This is a genomic window from Microcoleus sp. F10-B2, from assembly GCF_036704965.1.
GTDB lineage: Bacteria > Cyanobacteriota > Cyanobacteriia > Cyanobacteriales > Microcoleaceae > Microcoleus.
Window position 1 is genome coordinate 96,884 of the sequence record NZ_JAUBTB010000005.1, and the last position, 19,067, is coordinate 115,950.

Here is a 19,067-nt window from a genome sequence, read left to right on the forward strand (position 1 = left end):
CCCTAGTTTTCCTGTTTGGCTACAATGTTCAATTAGGATGCACCTGCGTGCATTGCCCAATCTTCCTTTTTTCTAACCTTGGCGCTGTTTGTGTTTCGGGTTAGTGCATATCACCATCACTCGACCGCGACGGCGGATGACGCGACATTTCTCACAAATTTTTTTGACAGATGCTCGAACTTTCATCTTTCTTCCTGCCTGGAGAACCCCGCTCTACCGGAGAGCAGGCACGCTGGGACTGCCCGTAGAGCGGTGGGAGGAGAGGCTGGGCAAGGTGTAGGCCTCTCCTCGATTAAATTGTATAAAGTGCGGGTTGTTTCATGAAGGAGCCCGCTTGCACCCACTCCCATTGCTGGGTAAAGTTCGCCTGCGCCAGAGTGTAGGCCCGCGATACTTTTACGGTGTAACAATGACTTAACCCGGTACACCGGTGGGTTGTTGAGGTCCTTCTCGGCAACACTACAAACGTAGCATTATAGCATAAATTTGAAGCTTTTTACCAAATTCTCTCTAAATTAAACTTAGAATTAGTTTTTAGAAAGTTTTATCTAAGCCTATTTTTTCCGAAGGCGATAAGTAATCCTGCCTTTGGTCAAGTCGTAGGGAGTCAATTCGACTTTGACGCGATCGCCAGGCAGAATTTTGATGTAGTTGCGGCGGATCTTGCCGGAAATGTGAGCTAAGACGTTAAACCCATTATCTAGGTCAACGCGAAACATCGCATTGGGCAGGGATTCCGTCACTGTCCCTTCCATTTCAATTAAATCTTGCTTAGACAATTTGGTATTTACCTCAACTCTACATTTGATTAACTAGGAGTGTCCGGGTTCGCCTTGACAACCTATTGATTGGTAGGTGTCAAACTAGCACCGGGGAAAGGGAGACTCGATCGACCTAAAGACTCAACCAACTGCTAACTTTAATGAGACTCAAATAAAGTTAGGGCAATTAGAATTGATTGACCTCAATCTGGGAACTAGCAACCCTCAGAAAACCAAATAGCACAAAAAGCTCCTAGTTAACACATCTTAGCAAAAGTTGTTGGGGGTGACAGGCTCGATTGAGAAGGCTCAAGAGTCTCCTGAGAGAGCCTTTTGAAGTTCTGCGGTAACTTCCTGCATCTGGCGATCGCCATCAACCGCAACTAACTGTTCGCGGTTTCTGTAAAACTCAATCAAAGGTTCAGTTTGCTCGCGGTAAACTTGCAAACGGCGGCGAATCGTCTGTTCGTTGTCATCCTCACGCCCCCGCGACAGCAGGCGAGCCACCAAAACATTGTCAGGTACGTCCAAATTGACAGCTTTGATCTGGCAGCCCTTTCCAGACGAACTTGCCCCACCGCCAACATCGGAGAGCAGTTTGTCAAAAAAAGCTGCCTGGGGGACTGTGCGGGGAAAGCCGTCGAGAATCCAGCCAGCACTGGCATCTGGCTGATTCATGCGTTCTTTCACGATATCCATCAATAACTCGTCAGGAACCAACTCTCCCCGATCCATGTAGGATTGTGCCTTTTGACCCAAGTCAGTTTTGGCAACTACGCAGGCGCGCAGGATATCACCTGTAGAAATGTGGGGTATTTTCCAGAGAGCGGCTAATATCTGAGCCTGAGTTCCCTTTCCCGCCCCTGGAGGTCCCATGAAAATAAATTGCATTGCGATTACTTCACCATTCCTTCATATCGCTGGGAGATGACGTAAGTTTGAATTTGCTTAGCAGTTTCGATCGCGACACCTACTAGAATCAGTAGGGAAGTTGCGCCAAAACCTCTAAAAGTTTGCACTCCGATCGCGCTTTCTACTGCAGTTGGTACAATTGCCACCAGACCGAGAAAAATTGCTCCCAAGAAAGTCAAACGGTTCAAAACCTTCTCCACATAATCGCTGGTTTTCTGACCCGGACGAATCCCAGGAATGCTGGCACCCATTTTCTTCAAGTTCTGAGACATATCTACGGGGTTGACAATCAACGAAGCGTAGAAATAGCTAAAGAACAGAATCAAAGTCAGATAGAATAGCGCGTAAGCCCAAGGCGTCGGCCCGTTCGGACTCAAAACATTAGCCACTTGAACCAAAAACGGGTTATTGAGAGATTGAGCGAGGAAAGAAGGTACGATCAGCACCGAAGATGCAAAAATAATCGGCATCACCCCGCCTTGATTCAACCGTAGCGGTAGATAGCTGCGACTCTCCCGATAAACTTTGCGGCCGACTTGGCGGCGGGCAGAAATAATCGGAATGCGGCGAGTACCTTCCTGAACAAACACAATCCCGACAATCGTCACCAAAAACACCAGCAGCAGAACGACTACGCGGCCGACTACTTGCGTGTCCCCACTTTGAGCCAATTCAAAAGTTTGTCCCAAAGAGCGCGGCAAAACCGACACAATGTTGATAAATATCAGCAGCGACGCTCCGTTTCCGATGCCGCGCTCCGTCACCAATTCCGACACCCACATAACAAACATCGACCCTGCCGTCAGGGCCAAAGCAGTTTGTGCTATGAATAAAGGCGCGGGAGCTTGAGCAAAAGGGCTGACCCAAATCGCAATGCCAACGCTTTGCAGAATTGCCCAGCCCAAAGAAACGTAGCGAGTAATTTGAGAAATCTTGCGCCGCCCTGCTTCCCCTTCATTTTTCTGCAAGTCTTCTAAACTTGGCAGAGCCGCAGTTAGAAGTTGCACAATAATTGAAGCATTAATGTAGGGCAAAATCCCCAGCGCGAAAATCCCCAAAGCTGACAACCCGCCTCCTGAGAACAAATCCAGAAAGCCAATTAAAGGGCTATTTTCGACGTTTTGGGCAAAGGCGACTCGATCGATACCGGGGACTGGCAAGTGGACACCCAGGCGTACTAAAATCAGCAAGCCAATAGTTACGAGGATGCGGCCTCGCAAACCAGCAGCTTGAGCCATCTGCATGAACGTCTCTTGTGCAGTTGGCGCTTTCTCTCTACTAACGTCCATAGTTACGATTTTGGATTTTAGATTTGGGATTTTCGACTAAATCATTTTCTGATAGCAAGCTTGAGGATTTGAGATTTGGACATACTCTCAAACCTCAAATCTTCACGCAACTAATTCGCAACTTCCGCCTGCCGCTTCAATTTTGGTGCGAGCACCTGCGGTAAAAGCCGAGGCGCGCACTTGCAAAGGTACATTCAGTTCGCCATCTCCTAAGATTTTCAGCGGCCCGTCGTCTGTGGTGACAATTTTTGCTTGGATCAAAGAGGTGAGAGTAACTTCTGTGTTTGCTGGCAGCGATGCTAATTTACTTACATTAATGGTAGTGTACTCTTTCCGGTTCACTAGAGGGAAGCTTTTTAACTTGGGGAGACGGCGGTAGAGAGGATTTTGACCTCCTTCAAAACCCGGTCTAGTGCCGCTACCGGCTCTAGATTTTTGACCGCGCATCCCTTTGCCGGAGCTCGCGCCTTGACCGGCAGAAATACCTCTGCCCAAGCGTCGGGGGCGCTTTTGGGAGCCTGCTTTGGGTCGGGCGTCTTGCAATCTCATAGTTTTAGTAATTGGTAGTTGGTAATTGGTATTTCGAGAGGGGGTACGCAGTAGTTTTGAGTGCGTGAGTTTTGAGTTGCGGATTTTTTTATTTTCCACGCAAGCACTTAACACTCAAAACTTACAGTTTCCCATTCTCGCGTGCCCTAACCGTAGAGGTTTTCTACTGGAATTCCGCGTTCTTGAGCAACTTCGGACAAGGTGCGGAGGGTGGAGAGGGCATTGACTGCGGCTCGGGCGTTGTTTAAGGGATTTCCGGAACCTAGCTGTTTGGCTAAGATGTTGCGGACTCCTGCTAGTTCGAGAACTGTTCGCACTGCTCCCCCTGCAATTACCCCGGTTCCCGGAGCTGCCGGCCGCATCATGACTTTAGCTCCGCCACCGTCACCGTTGATGGGGTGAGGGATGGAGTTAGATTTGGTGAGGGGGACTTCAATTAGGTGCTTTTTGCCGTCAGCGACGCCTTTTTTAACGGCACCGATTACGTCGCTAGCTTTGCCGACTCCTACTCCAACTTGACCGCGTTCGTTGCCGATAATGACTATGGCGCGGAAGCTGAGTTTTTTACCGCCTTTGACTACTTTAGTAACGCGCCGGATCTGAACGACCCGCTCTTGCCATTCGGATTCTTTTTCGCGCGTTTTGTTGCTGCTGCTTTTTTTCTTGGTGCGCTGTTCTTTTTGTTCTGCCATAGTTTTGTCCTGTGGGAATTAGTAATTGGTCAAAGGCGATCGGCAAGTGGTAATTGTTTGAGTAAAAAGTAAAAATAGAAGAAATCTGGATTTTGCCTTTTCACTTTCAACTTTTGACTTTTTACTTTTTAATTACTCATTACCCGCTACCCATTACCCCCTCTAGAAGTCTAACCCCGCTTCGCGAGCTGCTTCTGCGAGGGCTTTGACACGACCGTGATAGAGGTTGCCCCCCCGATCGAATACGACTTTGACTATGCCAGCGCTGGAACAGCGTTTGGCAATCAACTGACCGACTTGCACGCTCGCGGAGCAGTTGGCACCAGAACTGAGACTTGACTTCAATTCGGGATCGAGGGTTGACGCGGCGGCCAAAGTGTGCTGGGCGGTGTCGTCGATTACTTGAGCGTAGATGTGCTGCTCTGAACGAAATACCGCTAGTCTGGGACGTTCGGCGGTGCCGAACACCTTGCGCCGAACACGGCGGTGTCTGCGCTGGACTGATTCTTTGCGAGTAAGCTTCATTGTTACTTCTTACCTGTTTTGCCTGTTTTACCAGCTTTGCGCCGGACGACTTCGCCACTGTAGCGAATGCCTTTGCCTTTGTAGACTTCGGGCGGACGCACTGCGCGGATGCGGGCTGCTGTATTGCCTACGAGTTCTTTGTCAATGCCGGAGACAATGACGTTGGTGTTGCCTTCAACTGCCATTGTGATGCCTTCTGGAGGGGGCATTTCAACGGGTTTGCTGTAACCGACGTTTAAAATCAGGTTCCGTCCTTGAACCTGTGCCCGATAACCTGTGCCGATAATTTCGAGACGCCGCTGAAAACCTTGGGATACACCTTCGACCATGTTTGCGACTAGGGTGCGGCACAAGCCGTGCAGTTGTCTGGCGACGCGAGATTCGTCTCGGCGGGTAACGAGTAAAGTCTCGCCTTCAATTCCCATGAGGATTTCGGCTGGAATTACTCGGGAAAGTTCACCTTTAGGGCCTTTGACGGCTACTTTTTGACCGTCTAGGGTGATGGTGACTTTATTAGGAATGCTAATCGGACGCTTGCCAATTCGCGACATAGTTTTTTGTCCTTTGTTTTTAGTTATTAGTCCTTGATTATTAGTGTTTAGTTATTAGTCCTTAGTGATTGATTTTTGAGTCTGTTGCCAACGACCAGTGACTAATGACTAATGACTAATGACTACCAAACATAACAAAGCACTTCACCGCCCAAACCTTGGCGTCGGGCTTCTCGATCGGTCATAATGCCGCTGGAGGTGGAAATAATGGCAATGCCAATTCCGCCTAATACTCTGGGCAATTCTTTACGGTTCGAGTAAACGCGCAGTCCTGGTTTGCTGACTCGCTTCAGTGCCGTGATAATGGGCTTGCGAGTTTTACCTTTGTACTTTAGAGAAAGCACTAAATGTCGCTTGACCCCTTCTTCTGCTTCTTCAAATTCGCCGATGAAGCCTTCACTTTTGAGGACTTGGGCGATGCTGCGGGTCATTTTTGTAGCTGGAATTTGCGTTGTTTGGTGGCGCGCCATGCAAGAATTGCGAATGCGCGTCAACATATCTGCTATGGTATCGTTAGCTGCCATCTTTTGCTTCTTACTCTAGTGCTTAGTTGTCCCGGAACGGCATTCCCATTTCTTTAAGCAAGGCGCGTCCTTCTTCGTCGGTGTTTGCTGTGGTGATAATTGAAATGTCCATGCCTCGAATTTGATCGATGCGGTCATATTCTATTTCTGGAAAAATGAGCTGTTCTCTCAGACCCAAGCTGTAGTTGCCGCGCCCGTCGAAGCTTTTGGGGCTGATGCCGCGGAAGTCGCGGATTCGGGGGAGTGCGAGGTTGATCAGCCGATCGAGAAAATCGTACATCCGATCGGCGCGCAGCGTCACCATAACGCCGACGGGTACTCCTTTGCGGATTTTGAAGCCTGCGATCGCTTTTTTCGCCCGCGTCACCACTGGTTTTTGCCCGGTGATGATGCCAATTTCGTTGATCGACGACTCCAGTGCCTTAGCGTTTTGAGATGCTTCTCCCAAACCGCGGTTCACTGTGACTTTCACGAGTTTGGGAACCTGATGGATATTAGTATATTTAAACTGATCCATCAGTGTGGGAACGATTTTTCCTTGATAAAGAACCTTGAGTTTGTCCGGCATAGTTTTTGTGTTTCGTTAACTGTCCCTGGGCTTGGTCAGGGAATTTTGCGCTTGTCAGTCCCACCGCTGTTAGTTATTAGTTGAGCAGTCAGTTATCAGAAGACGGACTCATGACTGATGACGGGCTCACCAATGACTATTGATCGATGATTTCTCCGGTTTTTTTGAGCTGTCGCAGTTTCCGACCATCTTCGCTAAATGTATAGCAAACGCGGCTGGCTATTTTCTCTTTTTCGGAATAGTGCATGACATTTGAGCTGTGAATGGGAGCCTCAAACGTGACTATTTTCCCTGATTCTCCCTCTTGCTGGGGCTTGACGTGCTTGGTTCTGATATTTACACCTTTAACAATTACTTTGCTGACTTTAGGATATGTCTTTAAGATTTCTCCGACTTTTCCTTTCTCTTTGCCAGTAATTATTTGCACGGTGTCGCCTGCTTTGACGTGCATTCTGTAGCGCTGCGGTTCGCTAGTTGGTTTACCCTTTTTTCCGTACATTTTAAAGTACCTCCGGGGCTAAGGAAACGATTTTAGTAAAGTTTTTGTCGCGCAGTTCGCGGGCGACGGGGCCGAAGACGCGAGTGCCTTTGGGGTTGCCGTCTACGTTGATAATAACGGCGGCGTTATCGTCAAAACGAATGCTCATGCCGCTGTCGCGGCGCAGGCCTTTGCGGGTTCTGACAATGACAGCCCGAACGACATCTGATTTTTTGACGGCCATATTGGGGATGGCGTCTTTGACGACGGCAATGATGACATCGCCGACTCCGCCGTAGCGGCGGTTGCCGCCTCCCAATACGCGGATGCACATCAGTTTGCGGGCTCCGCTATTGTCGGCGACATTGAGGTATGTCTGGGGTTGAATCATGGTGGTTGTTGAGTGTTAACTATTGAGTGTTAACTGTTGACTGTTGACTTTTGACTGTTAGTTGATTGTTATTTTTCGATCGGGAGATCGCGATGTCACAATTAACTGTTAGCCGTTTTTTGTCCCAAAAATCTCAGCAACCGTCCAGCGTTTGGTTTTGCTCAGCGGGCGAGTTTCAGTGATGCGGACGCGATCGCCCGATTTGCACTGATTTTCTTCGTCGTGAGCTTTATACCGCTTGGTGCGGACTACGATTTTGCCGTATTTGGTGTGGGAGGAGCGGTTTTCGATTGCTACCACGACGGTTTTATCCATCTTGTCGCTGACTACTACGCCAACTCGTTCTTTAATTGCCATACCTACCTATTGTTGTTGTGCAATTGAGTTTTTTTAGCTAATGTGCGAGCCGAGGCTAGGCTGCTGCTCACTCTTGGCTGACTTCTGCGCTTGGAGCGGAATTTGCGGTCTCTTTAGATGCGGCTAATTTTTCAGCAGCTTCTGCATCAGCAGCGATTTGGCGCTCGCGTTCAACTGTCATCAATTGAGCGACTCGGTGTTTGGCGTGCTTGAAAAGGTGAGGCTTTTCCATGCGGCCGGTAGCTTGCTGCAGCCGCAATTCCATTAGTTGGCGCTTGACGGCTAAAATTTGCTCTGCTAGTGCTGCATCGCTTAATTCTCTAGCTTCTTTAATCTTGGGCAAAGACATAATTGTGTGCTTTCTCGTTAGCGATCGGTATGACAGAAGACAGAATTGTCTCGCTTGGCTAAAGGTCGAAGGAAAGAAAAGTTATGAATGCCAGATTTTAAATTGCTGTAGCCGTTTAAAATGCTGATTAATACAGACCTAATTCTACCTTCGCTCTTCGCTATGACTGGCCTTCTTCGCGAGTGATGAACTTGGTTTTAATTGGTAATTTGAAAGATGCCAAACGCATTGCTTCGCGGGCAGTTTCTTCATTTACGCCGCCAATTTCAAACATTACCCGGCCCGGTTTGACCACGGCAACCCAAAACTCTGGCGAGCCTTTACCAGAACCCATCCGGGTTTCTGCTGCGCGCTGGGTGACTGGTTTGTCGGGAAAAATGCGAATCCAAATTTTGCCACCCCGGCGGATATAACGGGTCATGGCGCGGCGTCCGGCTTCTATTTGGCGGGAAGTTATCCAGGCGGGTTCGACGGCTTGGAGCGCGAAGTCACCAAAGCTAACTGTGTTGCCGCGGGTGGATTGACCGCTCATTCGCCCGCGCTGTTGTTTGCGGAATTTTGTTCTTTTAGGGCTTAACATGGCGAAAGGGAGTTGGGTAATTGGTAATTGGTGATTGCTAATTGCTAATTGCTAATTGCTAATTGGTTTGGAACAACTCACACTTAACAAGTGACAACTAACAGTTAACAATTAGCTAGCCTTCGTTCGATCGATCTTCAAAGTTCTGGCGGCGGCGCTTTTGTTTGGTACGGGGCACTGCTGCATTTGGTGCAGCCTCCTGTTCCTGTCCGGGAATAATTTCACCTTTGAAAACCCAAACTTTAATGCCGAGAATACCGTAGATGGTTTGAGCGGTGCAGTAGGAGTAGTCGATGTCGGCCCGCAGCGTGTGCAAGGGGACTCTTCCTTCCCGCGTCCATTCGGTACGGGCAATTTCTGCACCGTTGAGGCGTCCGCTGACTTGAATTTTGATGCCTTGGATGCCGACTTTTTGGGCGCGGGTGATTGCTTGGCGGACGACTCGGCGGAAGGATACGCGCCGTTCTAGTTGCTGAGCGATGTATTCCGCGATCAGTGTGGCATCGGCGTCTACTCGCTGGACTTCGACGACGTTGATGCGGATTTGGCGGTTGCTACCGAGTTGCTGCTGCAAACCGACGCGCAAGGTTTCGATGCCTGCTCCGCCGCGGCCTACCACAACGCCCGGTCTGGCGGTGAACACTTCTAGGTCGATTTGATCGGCTTTCCGCTCAATTTTGACCGATGAAATGCCAGCATTGCTGAGGGTTTTACTAACGTACTTGCGAATTTTATAGTCTTCTTGCAAGAGTTCTGGATAGTTTTTGGGATCGGCAAACCAGCGAGAGCGGTGCTCTTGGGTAATGCCGAGGCGAAAACCAATTGGATGTATTTTTTGGCCCATAATAGTTGATGAGTTAATTGGTAATTGGTAATTGGTAATTGGTAATTGGTAATTGGTGATTACCCATTTTTTTCAACTTTAAGCTGTTTATTACCTATTACGTTTTTCCCTGGTTTAGTTTTCTAGGAGCGGAGCTACTACTACGGTAATGTGACAAGTTGGCTTGCGGATTTGGTAGGCGCGACCTTGAGCGCGGGGTCTAAAGCGTTTGAGGACTGGGCCTTGGTCTGCGTAAGCTTGAGAAACTACCAGCTTGGATTTATCCAATCCTGCGTTGTGTTCGGCGTTGGCTACTGCCGATCGCAAAACTTTGACAATTGGTTCGCAGGCGCGGTAGGGCATGAATTCGAGTAGAATCAGCGCTTCTTGGTAGCTTTTGCCGCGAATTTGGTCGAGGACTCGGCGCACTTTGAAGGGGGATGTCCGGATGTAACGGGCGATCGCCTTAATTTCGGATGTGGTATCTATAACCATTTCGATTTGGGTAATTGGTAATTGGTAATTGGGAAAAAGGTAATTGGTAATTGGGAAAAAGTTTGTCCGATTACCTATTACCTGTCACCTAATTCGGCTATCTTTTTGCCTTTTTATCACCACTTTTCGCGTGACCTCTAAAGGTGCGAGTGGGGGAAAATTCTCCGAGTTTGTGGCCTACCATTTGGTCTGTGAGGTAGACTGGTACGTGCTGTCTGCCGTTGTGAACGGCGATCGTGTGACCTACCATTTGAGGCAGGATTGTGGAAGAGCGCGACCAAGTTTTAATTACTTGTTTTTGGCCTGCGGCGTTGAGTTTTTCGATTTTTGTCATCAGAGCATCTGCGACAAAAGGCCCTTTTTTTAGCGATCGAGACATGATTTTGGTAATTAGTAATTAGCAGTTGGAATTGAATTGGGAAGAAAGTCGCAGGAATAAAAGAGCGCGGAAAACTTTTTTGTTGTTCCTTCTTCCTTCTTCCTTCTTCCTTCTTCCTTCTTCCTTAACTTTGTCTGCCGCCCTTGCCGCGCTTGGAAGCTTTGCGGCGGCGGCGGACGATTAAAGCGTCGCTGCGCTTGTTTTTGCGTCGAGTTTTTGCACCCAATGCTGGTTTACCCCAAGGAGTGACAGGCCCCGGACGTCCGATGGGAGCTCTGCCTTCGCCACCGCCGTGCGGGTGGTCTACCGGGTTCATGACGCTACCGCGAACGGTGGGTCTGCGACCTTTCCAGCGGGTGCGACCTGCTTTGCCGAGGCTGATGTTTCTGGCGTCTGTGTTGCCGACTTGACCGATGGTGGCGTAGCAGTCGGCGCGGACTTTGCGCTGTTCGCCGGATGGCAGTTTGAGGGTAACGTAGCTACCTTCTTTTGCCATTAGCTGAGCGCTGGAGCCGGCGGAGCGAACGATTTGTCCGCCTTTTCCAGGTACTAGCTCGACGTTGTGGATGCTGGTACCGAGGGGAATGTTCTTCAGGGGGAGGGCGTTACCGATCTCGATCGGCGCGTCTGGGCCTGAGACAATTACTGTACCGACGTTTAAGTTAAGCGGGTGCAGGATGTACCGTTTTTCGCCGTCTTTGTAGAACAGGAGGGCGATGCGGGCGTTGCGATTGGGGTCATATTCGATCGCCTTGACGGTAGCGGGAATGCTATGTTTGTCGCGGCGGAAGTCGATGTCTCTATAAAGCCGTTTGTGACCGCCTCCCCGGTGGCGACAGGTGATGACGCCTCGGTTGTTGCGGCCTTGTTTGGTGTGTTTATTGCTGGTTAGAGACTTTTCTGGCTCTGATTTGGTAATTTCAGCAAAGTCCGAGACGGTTTGTTCTCGGGTGCTGGAGGTATAAGGTCGGTAAGAACGGATGCCCATAATCGATCTATTTTAGATTTTGGATTTTGGATTTTGGATTTGACGTTTATCGATTTTAGATTTTAGGTTGAAGATTGGCGATCTTTGGTTAACTTACGAGTTTTCTGGTTCGAGAATTCCCACCAGTTAACCGGAATTTAAAATCTAAAATCTAAAATCTAAAATCCAAAATCGTCTAGACTTCTGGGAATAGGAGTTTGCGGATCGAGTCTCCGTCGGTCAGAGTTACGGTTGCTCGCTTGTAACAAGGTTTAAAGCCGACGAATTTGCCAACTCTACGCTTTTTACGCGGCGGGTTTTGGGTGTTGACGCCGATGACTTTGACCTTAAATAGTTCTTCGATTGCAGCTTTGATTTGAGGCTTGGTCGCTTTGGGGGCTACGTCGAATGTGAATTGATTTAATTCCATCATTCGGGTAGCTTTCTCGGTGAGAATCGGACGCTGGATCAAATCTGCGTAGTCGCGGGGGTCGATTTTACTCACCGTAAATCTCCTGAATTTTAGCTATGGCTGTAGATGTGACGATAATTTTGTCAGCCGCGAGAACGTCGTAAACATTCAGGGAAGTTGCCAAGATGACGTTTACTAATTCGATGTTGCGTCCTGATAAGTAGACGTTTGGTTGCGGTTCTGGCAAGATTAACAGAACTTTTGTATCGGGTTCGATGCCCCAGCGGGAGATCGCACTCAGCAATTCTTTGCTTTTGGGTCTCGGAAATTGCTCTGCAAATTCTTCAACCACAATGATGTCTTCGGTGCGACTTTGGAATGCTGTCCGCAAAGCGAGACGGCGTTCCTTTTTGTTCATTTTGACTTCAAAGTCTCTCGGTTTTGGCCCGAAGATGACACCGCCGCCCCGCCACAGCGGAGAACGGATCGAACCTGCTCTGGCTCGACCTGTGCCTTTTTGACGCCAGGGTTTGCGACCGCCGCCTCTGACTTCCGATCGAGTTTTGGTGCAAGCATTTCCTTGACGAGCGTTATTCAGTTGCCGCGTCAATGCTCTGTGAACGATGTGAGACGCATTTTCTTCTTTGGCTACGCGCAGTTCTAAAGTTGTTTCCCCAACTTCTTCGCCTTGCCAATTTCGGACTACACAGTTAACCATATCTTTTGTCCTTTGTCTGTTGTTAGTTGTCTGTTGTTAGTTGTCTGTTGTCTGTTGTCTGTCGTCTGTTGTCTGTTCTCAGGTCTTAGTTTTCAGGTCTTAGTTTTCAGCTTTTAGTTCTTAGTTATTGCTTGCTACTAACGGCCAACCACTATCTACTGACTGCTGACTACTGACTACTTACTACTGACTAACGTCCTACTTTTTTCTCAGGCACAACATTGACTAAGGCGCCAGCTTTGCCGGGAACTGCTCCCTTAATTAGCAGCAAATTCTGCTCTGCATCCACCCGGATAATTGTTAGTTTGCGGACGGTGACTTGAACGTTGCCCATACGTCCTGCCATTCTTTTCCCAGGATAAACGCGACCGGGAGTAGTTCCAGGTCCGATCGATCCAGGCTCGCGGTGGTTCTTGGAACCGTGAGACATCGGGCCTCGTTTAAAGTTGTGGCGCTTTTGGAATCCTGCAAAACCTTTACCGATGCTTGTACCGATGACATCTACTATTTGTCCCGGTGTAAAGGTATCTGCTTTTAGTTGTTGACCTAATTCAAATGAACTGGTATCTGGCAAGCGGTATTCCTGCAAGTGGCGCAATGGATTTGCCCCAGACTTGGCAAGGTGTCCCAATTCTGGCTTGTTGAGAGCCTTTGGTTTGACTTCGTTGTATCCAACTTGAACGGCACTGTAGCCGTCAGTTTGTTTCGTTTTAATTTGCGTTACTGTACAAGGCCCTGCTTGTATGACGGTGACAGGGATTGCTCTCCCTTGGTCGTCAAACACTTGAGTCATGCCTAGTTTAGTGCCAAGAATGCCTACAGACACGGATTTTTTTCCTTTTATGTACGCAAGAGGTTTCGGATTGCGATGTTTACGTCAATCCGCTTGCTCTTGTGCAGAAACATTTATTTCAGTGTTCCTGCAATTAACTGTTATCAACCAACAGCCTTCCTCGGTGTTTAAAATTGGAGTTTTAAATTTGGGAGCGAGCTTGTGGAAGTCTTGCAAGAGTTTAGACCTGCGGTTTTTTACCTGCTAAATCTCCGAGTTTTTTTTCGGTCTTGCTTGTTTGCGCCAGGACTTGAGCATTAATATACTCAGTATCCTTTACGGCGACGACAATTCACAATAGTACATGAAGTGTTTGCCGTTTGTCAAGGCCGCGATGAGAATTTTTCGCCTCAACTTTAGGATTTATAATATTTCCAGCTCGCAAGCAGCGATCGACCAAATTTTGATACAGCAGGAAACACAAATTTATGGGACTGATTACGACGGGATCTGATCTGATTCGGGATTTGGAAAAGTCGGGGTCGCTGGCCCTGTACGTTCCTTTAGAGGGAGGATTTGAGGGGCGCTACCTCCGCAGGCTGAGGGCTGCGGGCTACGGTGCGTACACAGTTACGGCGCGGGGTTTGGGTGATTTGGCGATGTATTTGACGGGGGTTCACGGCGTGCGGCCGCCGCATTTGGGCAAGAAAACTACTGGCAATGAATCGGCTGTGGGTTATACATACTACGTGCCGCCGATGTTGAAAACTCAATTAGATAATTTGCCGCCGAAAGCAAAAGGACTGGTGCTGTGGATTATTGAAGGGCAAATTTTGTCGAGTCAGGAGATTGAGTATTTGACTGTTTTGCCGACGTTAGAACCGCGAGTTAAAATAGCAGTTGAGATGGGGGGCGATCGAGCTTTTAGCTGGAAGCCGCTTAAAGATGCTTTAGTTGCAGCTTAAATTCGGGTCTTTGCGATCGCAAATCAACTAAAAAAACGCAGCGAGCAAATAACGCTCAACAGTTTCTGCTCGCTGGTTTTGATATTTTTGGAAAAAGACTTAATTAACAGGAAAAATCTTATGCTTCAGAACCGCGATTATACACTCATCATTGACAAAAGCGGCAGTATGTACACGAAAGACCAGATGGGCGGTAAAAGTCGGTGGGCGCTCATGCAAGAATCGACGATCGCATTAGCGAATAAATGCGAAGAACTCGATCCGGATGGCATAACAGTTTATTTGTTTTCCGGTCGCTTCAAGCGCTATGACAACGTAACATCGGCTAAAGTCGTGCAAATTTTCCAAGAAAACGAACCTTCGGGAACTACGAATTTAGCTGCTGTTCTGCAAGACGCTCTGAACAGTTATTTTCAGCGCAAAGCATCCGGTAAGACCAAGCAAAATGGGGAAACAATATTAGTGGTGACGGACGGAGAACCGGACGATCGCAAAGAAGTGATGAAAACGATTATAGAGGCTTCGCGGAAGCTCGATCGAGATGAAGAGTTGGCGATTTCTTTCATTCAAGTAGGGAATGCGCCGGAAGCTACTAAGTTTCTCAAGATATTGGATGACGAACTGCAAAGCGCCGGGGCTAAATTCGATATCGTTGATACTGTCACGATGGAGGATATTGAAGGAATGACCCTGACAGAGGTATTGCTGAATGCAATAACTGATTGAGGAGGCGGGCGAAGTTTCCGTGATTATATTGGGGCCAGTTAGCCCAGCAGCATTTTTTAGGGGGTTTAAGTTATGGAATCGATCGAGCGCCTGTTAGGTGAACTTAAGGCAGAGTATCAAGCATCTCAAAAAATTGCTGAGTTGAAAAGTCAGGCGTCGGTGCAAGCACAAGCGCCGTCAAATCCAACATTTAAAACATCAGATATAAATTTGTATGCTAGTCCTTTGGATAAGGATTTAGCTCAAATTAAGGCTGAGTACGAAGCGCAAAATAAAGCTCAGGAAGTGGCTTCAGTTGAACCGCTTAAGGCTGAGCACGAAGCACAAAATAAAGCTCAGGAAGTAGCTTCACTGGCACCACAGCAAGCAGAAAAAGTCGGGGCGCCACAGTTGGACGTACAAACGCACAGACAGAAAGTTAGGCAAGCTCAGGTTTGGCTGAAAAAGTTGGATAAAAATTCCGATGAGGGATATTGGTTCGATCAGTTTGCTTTTAAGTATTCTTCGAGGATAGATGCGGCGATCGACTATTTGCAAGCTGTGAATGAGTTTGATTGAGGGAACTACACGGTATTCACAATTTGTCAGGGTTTTTTGGTTAATTGCCATCTCTATTTGTTGTAAAGACACGGCAGTGCTGTGTCTTTGCAAGACGTACAATAAATATCCTTTGTATCGCGCGGGATTCAGGATACGGCACTGCCGTATCCCTACAAATTGCCAGCAAATAAATATCATTTATAGGAACACAGCACAGTTGTTTCCTGTGGCTGCGACAACTGCGGGGAGGATCGATCTTACACTAATTTTTGGTCACAGATGTAGGATTCAACAAAAACAAAGCCGCCTTTTTGGCTGTATCTTCAGATAGCTGAATTTGTTTTAACTCAACAATACCTTCACTGATAAAAGTATCTCTCAAAGCTGCTTTTTCTCCACTGTTAAAAGTCGTTTCGTAAAACACTTCTCTAATTCCAGCGGCAATGACTAATTTCAAACAATAGATGCAGGGTTCTAAAGTGACGTAAATACTAGCCCCAGCAGTAGATATACCGTGTTTAGCAGCTTTGGCGATCGCATTTGCTTCCGCGTGAACGGCCCTTGAGGGCAAAGTTTTGCTGGCGTCGCAACTACTCAAACCAGGATAGCAGAAGCCTTGAGTAGTACAGTGTGCCGAACCTGACGGCGAACCGTTGTAACCAGTTGCTAAAACTTGCCTGTTTTTAGCTATCACCGCGCCTACAGGAAAAGCCAGACAAGTCGATCGAGTAGCGGCCAATTTTGCTAACATTAAGAAGTATTCGTCCCAAGTCGGTCTTTCTTCTTCTAAATTCATCGTCTATCCTGGATGTATTGCTTGCTCGTTTTCAGACACTCGGCCGCCTTCTGCAATTCTATTCCCAAATAACCAATATGCTCGCCTTTGATAGCCGGGGAAGCAGCACAAATTTCTCGCACTAACTTGAGAGGGTTTTTTCCAGAATAACAGGTGACAACTTCGCCGCTGCCCGGGGTGGTTTGCGTGACTACTATCTGATTGTCGGCTACTTCAACTAAAAAATTGCCCGCTGCATCGAAAAAGTCTCGCTCTTCGCAGATTTTAGCATATTGGGTTTGAATTAGTCGATCGGCATTTTCAAAGGTATCGTCATACAAGTGAGCCGATTGACTCAGCGTTACCAACGGGCCCATCGTCAAATTATAATCGGAACGCCTCGCAATTTCATCGCGAATGTGCTGCTGCAAAGCCCGCAAACCCATTGCATTAGCCGGCCACGCCGCAAACATATCGTTACTGCGGAGAGTTGCAGTTAGGGATATTTCTTCGTCTACAACTCGCACCCAAATGTGATTTAAACAAGGACTGCCGCTGTGCTGGTGGTCGGAGGAACCGTCAGGTCTTCTGTTAATATTTCCGCCCGCATCCCACAAACTAATTACAGCACTTGCCGCGTCAATTTCCTTAATTAGTTTTGCAATAACTTCTTCAATTTGATCGCGTCCAAACCACGACCGCATCCGCTGTGCGTAGGTATATTTAATGCCTTCGTTATACGGGGCATCTTCCAGCATTTGCGGTTTGTACTGTTCGAGGAAATCACGGTCGATTGGTAAGTAATTCGGTTCTGGGAAATAGAACTCCGCAGGTTCATCTGTAATCACTGCCATTAAGTCGATTAATTCTTGCCACTGTCCGTCGTAACCAGTCGGCCGCAGCGTGCCGGTGGTCTTAATTCGGTGGATGATTTTTACCCAAGTTTCGGCGATAGTTTTGCCTTCGATTCTGTGTCCGTATTTCTCACCCGGGAGTACAGTCGGGACGATTTCGACTAAGGGAAAAGTTACGGATTCTCCCCAAGGTTCAACAGATTCTTTTTGAGCAAAAGACTTGACAATAGTCACTGTTTCTGCTATATTATTGGCTTCTTTCCATTCGATAGAATGACGCAATAGTTCTAACGCTTCTGGTTCTATTTCAATATCAATGTAGCCAAATATTGAAGATTTAATTAACCAGCAATCTCTACCAGTATCGCTTTTGCCGGCTTCAAAACCGTTGCGAAAAAAGTCGATCAAACACGCTGCCGCACCCGAATTGCGGTCTTCTTTCGTAGCGTTGAGAATTACTAAAAAGCGGACGTGGGGATTGCATAGCAAGTTTCTAATTAAGAAATTTATACCGCGAGTAGGAGAGTATAGCTGTCCGATCGCAGCATATTCTTGAGCTTGTAAATGTTTGCCGATCGCACTTTTTACTGTCCAGCCGCTGACAATGGCTGTTTGCCCCGTTCCGCAAATTAATTGATTTGGTTTGTATAGGGGTTTGTACTCAAATTTATTGATGAGATTTCTGGCTGTCATGGTTTACCGTTTTTTGCACCGCGTACTACTATATCAATACTGCGGAATCTTTGATAATTTTGTTTGAACAAATTCCTCAAGCCAACAATTCACTCACAGCTACGCTAAAACCTGCAAGCACACTTTGAGTGTTAACAACTTCATCCGCATTAAACAACCGCCAGCGTTGCCCTGCATTGACAAATATTAATCTAGCTTCAGGAAACAGCAACCAAACTTCTAAACATCCCGATTCCAAATATTCTTGAGCTTTGGCAAATAACTCTTCGCCGCTATCTTCCGGGGAAGCAACTTCCGCTATCAAAGGAAAACTTTGGGAAAAGGCTGTAAAATTGCCTGATTGTGGCAGCAGTTCAGGAGTAATGTAAGCAACATCGGGACGGCGACCCTGTTTGCTAGTGCGGCAAAGGACTTCTGTAAGAACTTCTCCTCCCTGTCCGCTGGAATGTTTGTAATTTCTCCAGGATGTAGATAATTTAGCTTGAGCGAGACCGTGCTTGAATGTCATTCCTGTTTTCTCAACTAAGTTGCCGTCAACCCATTCCATTCTATCAGGAGGCTTGACTAAAAACTTTTCGAGAGATATGACTTTTTTAGGCTCAGATTGTGGCGGAATTTCTGCTACATTTTCTAATTTTTGCGGTAGTTCTGGGTCTGAGTTTTGGTCGTCACTGTTTGGTATAATTATAGTAGCTGTCATGCTATAAACATCTCTTTAACGATTATAATTGTACAAATGATCGCTCTCGATCGCATCTTTACGATCTTATGGAAGTTGGTAGATTTTGTCTGTTCAACTTAGCCCAATAATTTATATATCATAGCAATTCAGAAAGGTGACTTTCATGATTCTCTCAAACCGTTTTTCTGAAGCCCTCACCTATGCTGCCGAATTGCACGCTACCCAAGTTCGCAAAGGTTCCGGGGTTCCCTACATTGCCCATTTGTTGGGCACTGCTAGTATAGCTTTAGAATATGGGGCAAATGAAGATGAGGCGATCGCAGCTTTGCTTCACGATGCGATCGAAGATCGAGGCGGCCCCACCACCCGCGAAGCCATCCGCCGCCGCTTTGGCGATACCGTCACAGCGATTGTAGACGGCTGTACCGACAGTGACGTGACGCCGAAACCGCCTTGGCGACAGCGAAAACAAGCTTATATCGATCGCATTTCTACAGCTTCTGGCTCAGTGAGATTAGTCTCGGCTGCTGATAAACTTTATAATGTTCGATCGATCCTGAAAGATTACCGTCAATTAGGAGATACTGTTTGGGAACGCTTCAAAGGTGGCAAAGATGGTTCTCTCTGGTATTATCGTTCTTTAGTAGAAGCATTCCGCAAAGCAGAGTTAACGCCTATAATTGAAGAATTATACCGCACAGTTTTAGAATTGGAACAGTTTTCTGAAAGCTGAAGACTGA

The 19,067-nt window shown here is 47.5% G+C and carries 29 protein-coding genes; 4 read left to right on the forward strand and 25 right to left on the reverse strand.

Annotation, left to right across the window (positions count from 1 at the left end):
• Positions 1-72 precede the first annotated feature (72 nt).
• From rpmJ to rplC, 22 genes are all read right to left on the reverse strand, one after another.
• The gene (rpmJ, locus tag QUA99_RS03420) at positions 73-186 is read right to left on the reverse strand and encodes a 50S ribosomal protein L36 (RefSeq protein WP_015178722.1); all 114 of its coding nucleotides are present in this window, start codon (positions 184-186) and stop codon (positions 73-75) included.
• Positions 187-554: 368 nt separating this feature from the next.
• The gene (gene infA, locus QUA99_RS03425; protein WP_006276978.1) at positions 555-779 is read right to left on the reverse strand and encodes a translation initiation factor IF-1; all 225 of its coding nucleotides are present in this window, start codon (positions 777-779) and stop codon (positions 555-557) included.
• A gap of 291 nt (positions 780-1,070) precedes the next feature.
• Positions 1,071-1,652, reverse strand: coding sequence for an adenylate kinase (locus QUA99_RS03430; protein WP_333234748.1), 582 nt, complete (start codon positions 1,650-1,652; stop codon positions 1,071-1,073).
• A gap of 5 nt (positions 1,653-1,657) precedes the next feature.
• Entirely contained in the window at positions 1,658-2,962 is a 1,305-nt protein-coding gene (gene secY, locus QUA99_RS03435; RefSeq protein ID WP_333234749.1) for a preprotein translocase subunit SecY, read from the reverse strand.
• 102 nt (positions 2,963-3,064) lie between these two features.
• The gene (gene rplO / locus QUA99_RS03440; protein WP_006634984.1) at positions 3,065-3,511 is read right to left on the reverse strand and encodes a 50S ribosomal protein L15; all 447 of its coding nucleotides are present in this window, start codon (positions 3,509-3,511) and stop codon (positions 3,065-3,067) included.
• Between the two features lie 146 nt (positions 3,512-3,657).
• The gene (gene rpsE, locus QUA99_RS03445; RefSeq protein WP_015178718.1) at positions 3,658-4,203 is read right to left on the reverse strand and encodes a 30S ribosomal protein S5; all 546 of its coding nucleotides are present in this window, start codon (positions 4,201-4,203) and stop codon (positions 3,658-3,660) included.
• Between the two features lie 162 nt (positions 4,204-4,365).
• Entirely contained in the window at positions 4,366-4,728 is a 363-nt protein-coding gene (gene rplR, locus QUA99_RS03450; protein ID WP_333234750.1) for a 50S ribosomal protein L18, read from the reverse strand.
• 2 nt (positions 4,729-4,730) lie between these two features.
• Positions 4,731-5,279, reverse strand: a complete 549-nt coding sequence (gene rplF, locus QUA99_RS03455) for a 50S ribosomal protein L6 (protein WP_190737229.1) — start codon at positions 5,277-5,279, stop codon at positions 4,731-4,733.
• Positions 5,280-5,401: 122 nt separating this feature from the next.
• Positions 5,402-5,803: a 30S ribosomal protein S8 gene (rpsH, locus tag QUA99_RS03460; RefSeq protein WP_190737227.1), complete on the reverse strand. Its 402-nt coding sequence runs from the start codon at positions 5,801-5,803 to the stop codon at positions 5,402-5,404.
• A gap of 22 nt (positions 5,804-5,825) precedes the next feature.
• A complete protein-coding gene (gene rplE / locus QUA99_RS03465) occupies positions 5,826-6,371 on the reverse strand; it encodes a 50S ribosomal protein L5 (RefSeq protein ID WP_333234751.1) in 546 nt (181 codons plus the stop codon).
• Between the two features lie 136 nt (positions 6,372-6,507).
• A complete protein-coding gene (rplX, locus tag QUA99_RS03470) occupies positions 6,508-6,870 on the reverse strand; it encodes a 50S ribosomal protein L24 (RefSeq protein ID WP_333234752.1) in 363 nt (120 codons plus the stop codon).
• A 1-nt stretch (position 6,871) separates the two neighbouring features.
• Entirely contained in the window at positions 6,872-7,240 is a 369-nt protein-coding gene (rplN, locus tag QUA99_RS03475; RefSeq protein ID WP_006634991.1) for a 50S ribosomal protein L14, read from the reverse strand.
• 108 nt (positions 7,241-7,348) lie between these two features.
• Complete coding sequence (rpsQ, locus tag QUA99_RS03480; protein ID WP_006634992.1) at positions 7,349-7,597, reverse strand: 30S ribosomal protein S17; 249 nt, start codon at positions 7,595-7,597, stop codon at positions 7,349-7,351.
• A gap of 67 nt (positions 7,598-7,664) precedes the next feature.
• Entirely contained in the window at positions 7,665-7,946 is a 282-nt protein-coding gene (gene rpmC, locus QUA99_RS03485) for a 50S ribosomal protein L29 (protein ID WP_333234753.1), read from the reverse strand.
• A 160-nt stretch (positions 7,947-8,106) separates the two neighbouring features.
• Complete coding sequence (rplP, locus tag QUA99_RS03490) at positions 8,107-8,526, reverse strand: 50S ribosomal protein L16 (RefSeq protein ID WP_333234754.1); 420 nt, start codon at positions 8,524-8,526, stop codon at positions 8,107-8,109.
• A gap of 115 nt (positions 8,527-8,641) precedes the next feature.
• Positions 8,642-9,370 (reverse strand): 30S ribosomal protein S3, encoded by a 729-nt coding sequence (rpsC, locus tag QUA99_RS03495; protein ID WP_333234755.1) that lies wholly within the window; start codon positions 9,368-9,370, stop codon positions 8,642-8,644.
• 114 nt (positions 9,371-9,484) lie between these two features.
• Complete coding sequence (gene rplV, locus QUA99_RS03500) at positions 9,485-9,844, reverse strand: 50S ribosomal protein L22 (RefSeq protein ID WP_333160378.1); 360 nt, start codon at positions 9,842-9,844, stop codon at positions 9,485-9,487.
• A 97-nt stretch (positions 9,845-9,941) separates the two neighbouring features.
• On the reverse strand, positions 9,942-10,223 hold the full coding sequence (gene rpsS / locus QUA99_RS03505) for a 30S ribosomal protein S19 (protein WP_006634997.1): 282 nt from the start codon (positions 10,221-10,223) through the stop codon (positions 9,942-9,944).
• A gap of 124 nt (positions 10,224-10,347) precedes the next feature.
• Positions 10,348-11,211 (reverse strand): 50S ribosomal protein L2, encoded by an 864-nt coding sequence (rplB, locus tag QUA99_RS03510; RefSeq protein ID WP_015178705.1) that lies wholly within the window; start codon positions 11,209-11,211, stop codon positions 10,348-10,350.
• A 175-nt stretch (positions 11,212-11,386) separates the two neighbouring features.
• The gene (locus QUA99_RS03515; RefSeq protein WP_006634999.1) at positions 11,387-11,695 is read right to left on the reverse strand and encodes a 50S ribosomal protein L23; all 309 of its coding nucleotides are present in this window, start codon (positions 11,693-11,695) and stop codon (positions 11,387-11,389) included.
• Positions 11,688-12,320 (reverse strand): 50S ribosomal protein L4, encoded by a 633-nt coding sequence (gene rplD, locus QUA99_RS03520; protein ID WP_006635000.1) that lies wholly within the window; start codon positions 12,318-12,320, stop codon positions 11,688-11,690. Before rplD ends, QUA99_RS03515 begins: the two co-directional genes overlap by 8 nt.
• A gap of 190 nt (positions 12,321-12,510) precedes the next feature.
• Positions 12,511-13,146, reverse strand: coding sequence for a 50S ribosomal protein L3 (rplC, locus tag QUA99_RS03525; RefSeq protein ID WP_333234756.1), 636 nt, complete (start codon positions 13,144-13,146; stop codon positions 12,511-12,513).
• Positions 13,147-13,580: 434 nt separating this feature from the next.
• Here rplC and QUA99_RS03530 point away from each other — a divergent pair, with 434 nt between their 5' ends.
• The 3 genes from QUA99_RS03530 (at position 13,581) to QUA99_RS03540 (ending at position 15,341) form a co-directional block, all read left to right on the forward strand.
• Positions 13,581-14,057 (forward strand): NAD(P)H-quinone oxidoreductase subunit N, encoded by a 477-nt coding sequence (locus QUA99_RS03530; protein ID WP_333234757.1) that lies wholly within the window; start codon positions 13,581-13,583, stop codon positions 14,055-14,057.
• A gap of 120 nt (positions 14,058-14,177) precedes the next feature.
• Positions 14,178-14,783 carry a VWA domain-containing protein gene (locus QUA99_RS03535; RefSeq protein WP_333234758.1) on the forward strand — a complete coding sequence of 202 codons (606 nt, stop codon included), beginning with the start codon at positions 14,178-14,180 and terminating at the stop codon, positions 14,781-14,783.
• Positions 14,784-14,855: 72 nt separating this feature from the next.
• Complete coding sequence (locus QUA99_RS03540) at positions 14,856-15,341, forward strand: salt stress protein, Slr1339 family (RefSeq protein WP_333234759.1); 486 nt, start codon at positions 14,856-14,858, stop codon at positions 15,339-15,341.
• 244 nt (positions 15,342-15,585) lie between these two features.
• Here QUA99_RS03540 and QUA99_RS03545 read toward each other — a convergent pair whose 3' ends face one another.
• The 3 genes from QUA99_RS03545 to QUA99_RS03555 all read right to left on the reverse strand — a co-directional run bounded on the left by QUA99_RS03545 (position 15,586) and on the right by QUA99_RS03555 (position 18,345).
• Positions 15,586-16,119 (reverse strand): dCMP deaminase family protein, encoded by a 534-nt coding sequence (locus QUA99_RS03545; protein WP_333234760.1) that lies wholly within the window; start codon positions 16,117-16,119, stop codon positions 15,586-15,588.
• A complete protein-coding gene (locus QUA99_RS03550; protein ID WP_333234761.1) occupies positions 16,116-17,645 on the reverse strand; it encodes a thymidylate synthase in 1,530 nt (509 codons plus the stop codon). Before QUA99_RS03550 ends, QUA99_RS03545 begins: the two co-directional genes overlap by 4 nt.
• Before the next feature lie 76 nt (positions 17,646-17,721).
• The gene (locus QUA99_RS03555; protein WP_333234762.1) at positions 17,722-18,345 is read right to left on the reverse strand and encodes a Uma2 family endonuclease; all 624 of its coding nucleotides are present in this window, start codon (positions 18,343-18,345) and stop codon (positions 17,722-17,724) included.
• A gap of 145 nt (positions 18,346-18,490) precedes the next feature.
• On the opposite strand from QUA99_RS03555, the gene QUA99_RS03560 reads away from it, so the two are divergent.
• On the forward strand, positions 18,491-19,060 hold the full coding sequence (locus QUA99_RS03560) for an HD domain-containing protein (RefSeq protein WP_333234795.1): 570 nt from the start codon (positions 18,491-18,493) through the stop codon (positions 19,058-19,060).
• Positions 19,061-19,067 lie beyond the last annotated feature (7 nt).

Excerpts from the sequence above, each read along its gene's own strand:
- rpmJ (WP_015178722.1), bottom strand. The coding sequence starts at position 186 with ATGAAAGTTCGAGCATCTGTCAAAAAAATTTGTGAGAAATGTCGCGTC.
- QUA99_RS03430 (WP_333234748.1), bottom strand. The coding sequence starts at position 1,652 with ATGCAATTTATTTTCATGGGACCTCCAGGGGCGGGAAAGGGAACTCAG.
- secY (WP_333234749.1), bottom strand. The coding sequence starts at position 2,962 with ATGGACGTTAGTAGAGAGAAAGCGCCAACTGCACAAGAGACGTTCATG.
- rplO (WP_006634984.1), bottom strand. The coding sequence starts at position 3,511 with ATGAGATTGCAAGACGCCCGACCCAAAGCAGGCTCCCAAAAGCGCCCC.
- rpsE (WP_015178718.1), bottom strand. The coding sequence starts at position 4,203 with ATGGCAGAACAAAAAGAACAGCGCACCAAGAAAAAAAGCAGCAGCAAC.
- rplR (WP_333234750.1), bottom strand. The coding sequence starts at position 4,728 with ATGAAGCTTACTCGCAAAGAATCAGTCCAGCGCAGACACCGCCGTGTT.
- rplF (WP_190737229.1), bottom strand. The coding sequence starts at position 5,279 with ATGTCGCGAATTGGCAAGCGTCCGATTAGCATTCCTAATAAAGTCACC.
- rpsH (WP_190737227.1), bottom strand. The coding sequence starts at position 5,803 with ATGGCAGCTAACGATACCATAGCAGATATGTTGACGCGCATTCGCAAT.
- rplE (WP_333234751.1), bottom strand. The coding sequence starts at position 6,371 with ATGCCGGACAAACTCAAGGTTCTTTATCAAGGAAAAATCGTTCCCACA.
- rplX (WP_333234752.1), bottom strand. The coding sequence starts at position 6,870 with ATGTACGGAAAAAAGGGTAAACCAACTAGCGAACCGCAGCGCTACAGA.
- rplN (WP_006634991.1), bottom strand. The coding sequence starts at position 7,240 with ATGATTCAACCCCAGACATACCTCAATGTCGCCGACAATAGCGGAGCC.
- rpsQ (WP_006634992.1), bottom strand. The coding sequence starts at position 7,597 with ATGGCAATTAAAGAACGAGTTGGCGTAGTAGTCAGCGACAAGATGGAT.
- rpmC (WP_333234753.1), bottom strand. The coding sequence starts at position 7,946 with ATGTCTTTGCCCAAGATTAAAGAAGCTAGAGAATTAAGCGATGCAGCA.
- rplP (WP_333234754.1), bottom strand. The coding sequence starts at position 8,526 with ATGTTAAGCCCTAAAAGAACAAAATTCCGCAAACAACAGCGCGGGCGA.
- rpsC (WP_333234755.1), bottom strand. The coding sequence starts at position 9,370 with ATGGGCCAAAAAATACATCCAATTGGTTTTCGCCTCGGCATTACCCAA.
- rplV (WP_333160378.1), bottom strand. The coding sequence starts at position 9,844 with ATGGTTATAGATACCACATCCGAAATTAAGGCGATCGCCCGTTACATC.
- rpsS (WP_006634997.1), bottom strand. The coding sequence starts at position 10,223 with ATGTCTCGATCGCTAAAAAAAGGGCCTTTTGTCGCAGATGCTCTGATG.
- rplB (WP_015178705.1), bottom strand. The coding sequence starts at position 11,211 with ATGGGCATCCGTTCTTACCGACCTTATACCTCCAGCACCCGAGAACAA.
- rplD (WP_006635000.1), bottom strand. The coding sequence starts at position 12,320 with ATGGTTAACTGTGTAGTCCGAAATTGGCAAGGCGAAGAAGTTGGGGAA.
- QUA99_RS03530 (WP_333234757.1), top strand. The coding sequence starts at position 13,581 with ATGGGACTGATTACGACGGGATCTGATCTGATTCGGGATTTGGAAAAG.
- QUA99_RS03535 (WP_333234758.1), top strand. The coding sequence starts at position 14,178 with ATGCTTCAGAACCGCGATTATACACTCATCATTGACAAAAGCGGCAGT.
- QUA99_RS03540 (WP_333234759.1), top strand. The coding sequence starts at position 14,856 with ATGGAATCGATCGAGCGCCTGTTAGGTGAACTTAAGGCAGAGTATCAA.
- QUA99_RS03545 (WP_333234760.1), bottom strand. The coding sequence starts at position 16,119 with ATGAATTTAGAAGAAGAAAGACCGACTTGGGACGAATACTTCTTAATG.
- QUA99_RS03550 (WP_333234761.1), bottom strand. The coding sequence starts at position 17,645 with ATGACAGCCAGAAATCTCATCAATAAATTTGAGTACAAACCCCTATAC.
- QUA99_RS03555 (WP_333234762.1), bottom strand. The coding sequence starts at position 18,345 with ATGACAGCTACTATAATTATACCAAACAGTGACGACCAAAACTCAGAC.
- QUA99_RS03560 (WP_333234795.1), top strand. The coding sequence starts at position 18,491 with ATGATTCTCTCAAACCGTTTTTCTGAAGCCCTCACCTATGCTGCCGAA.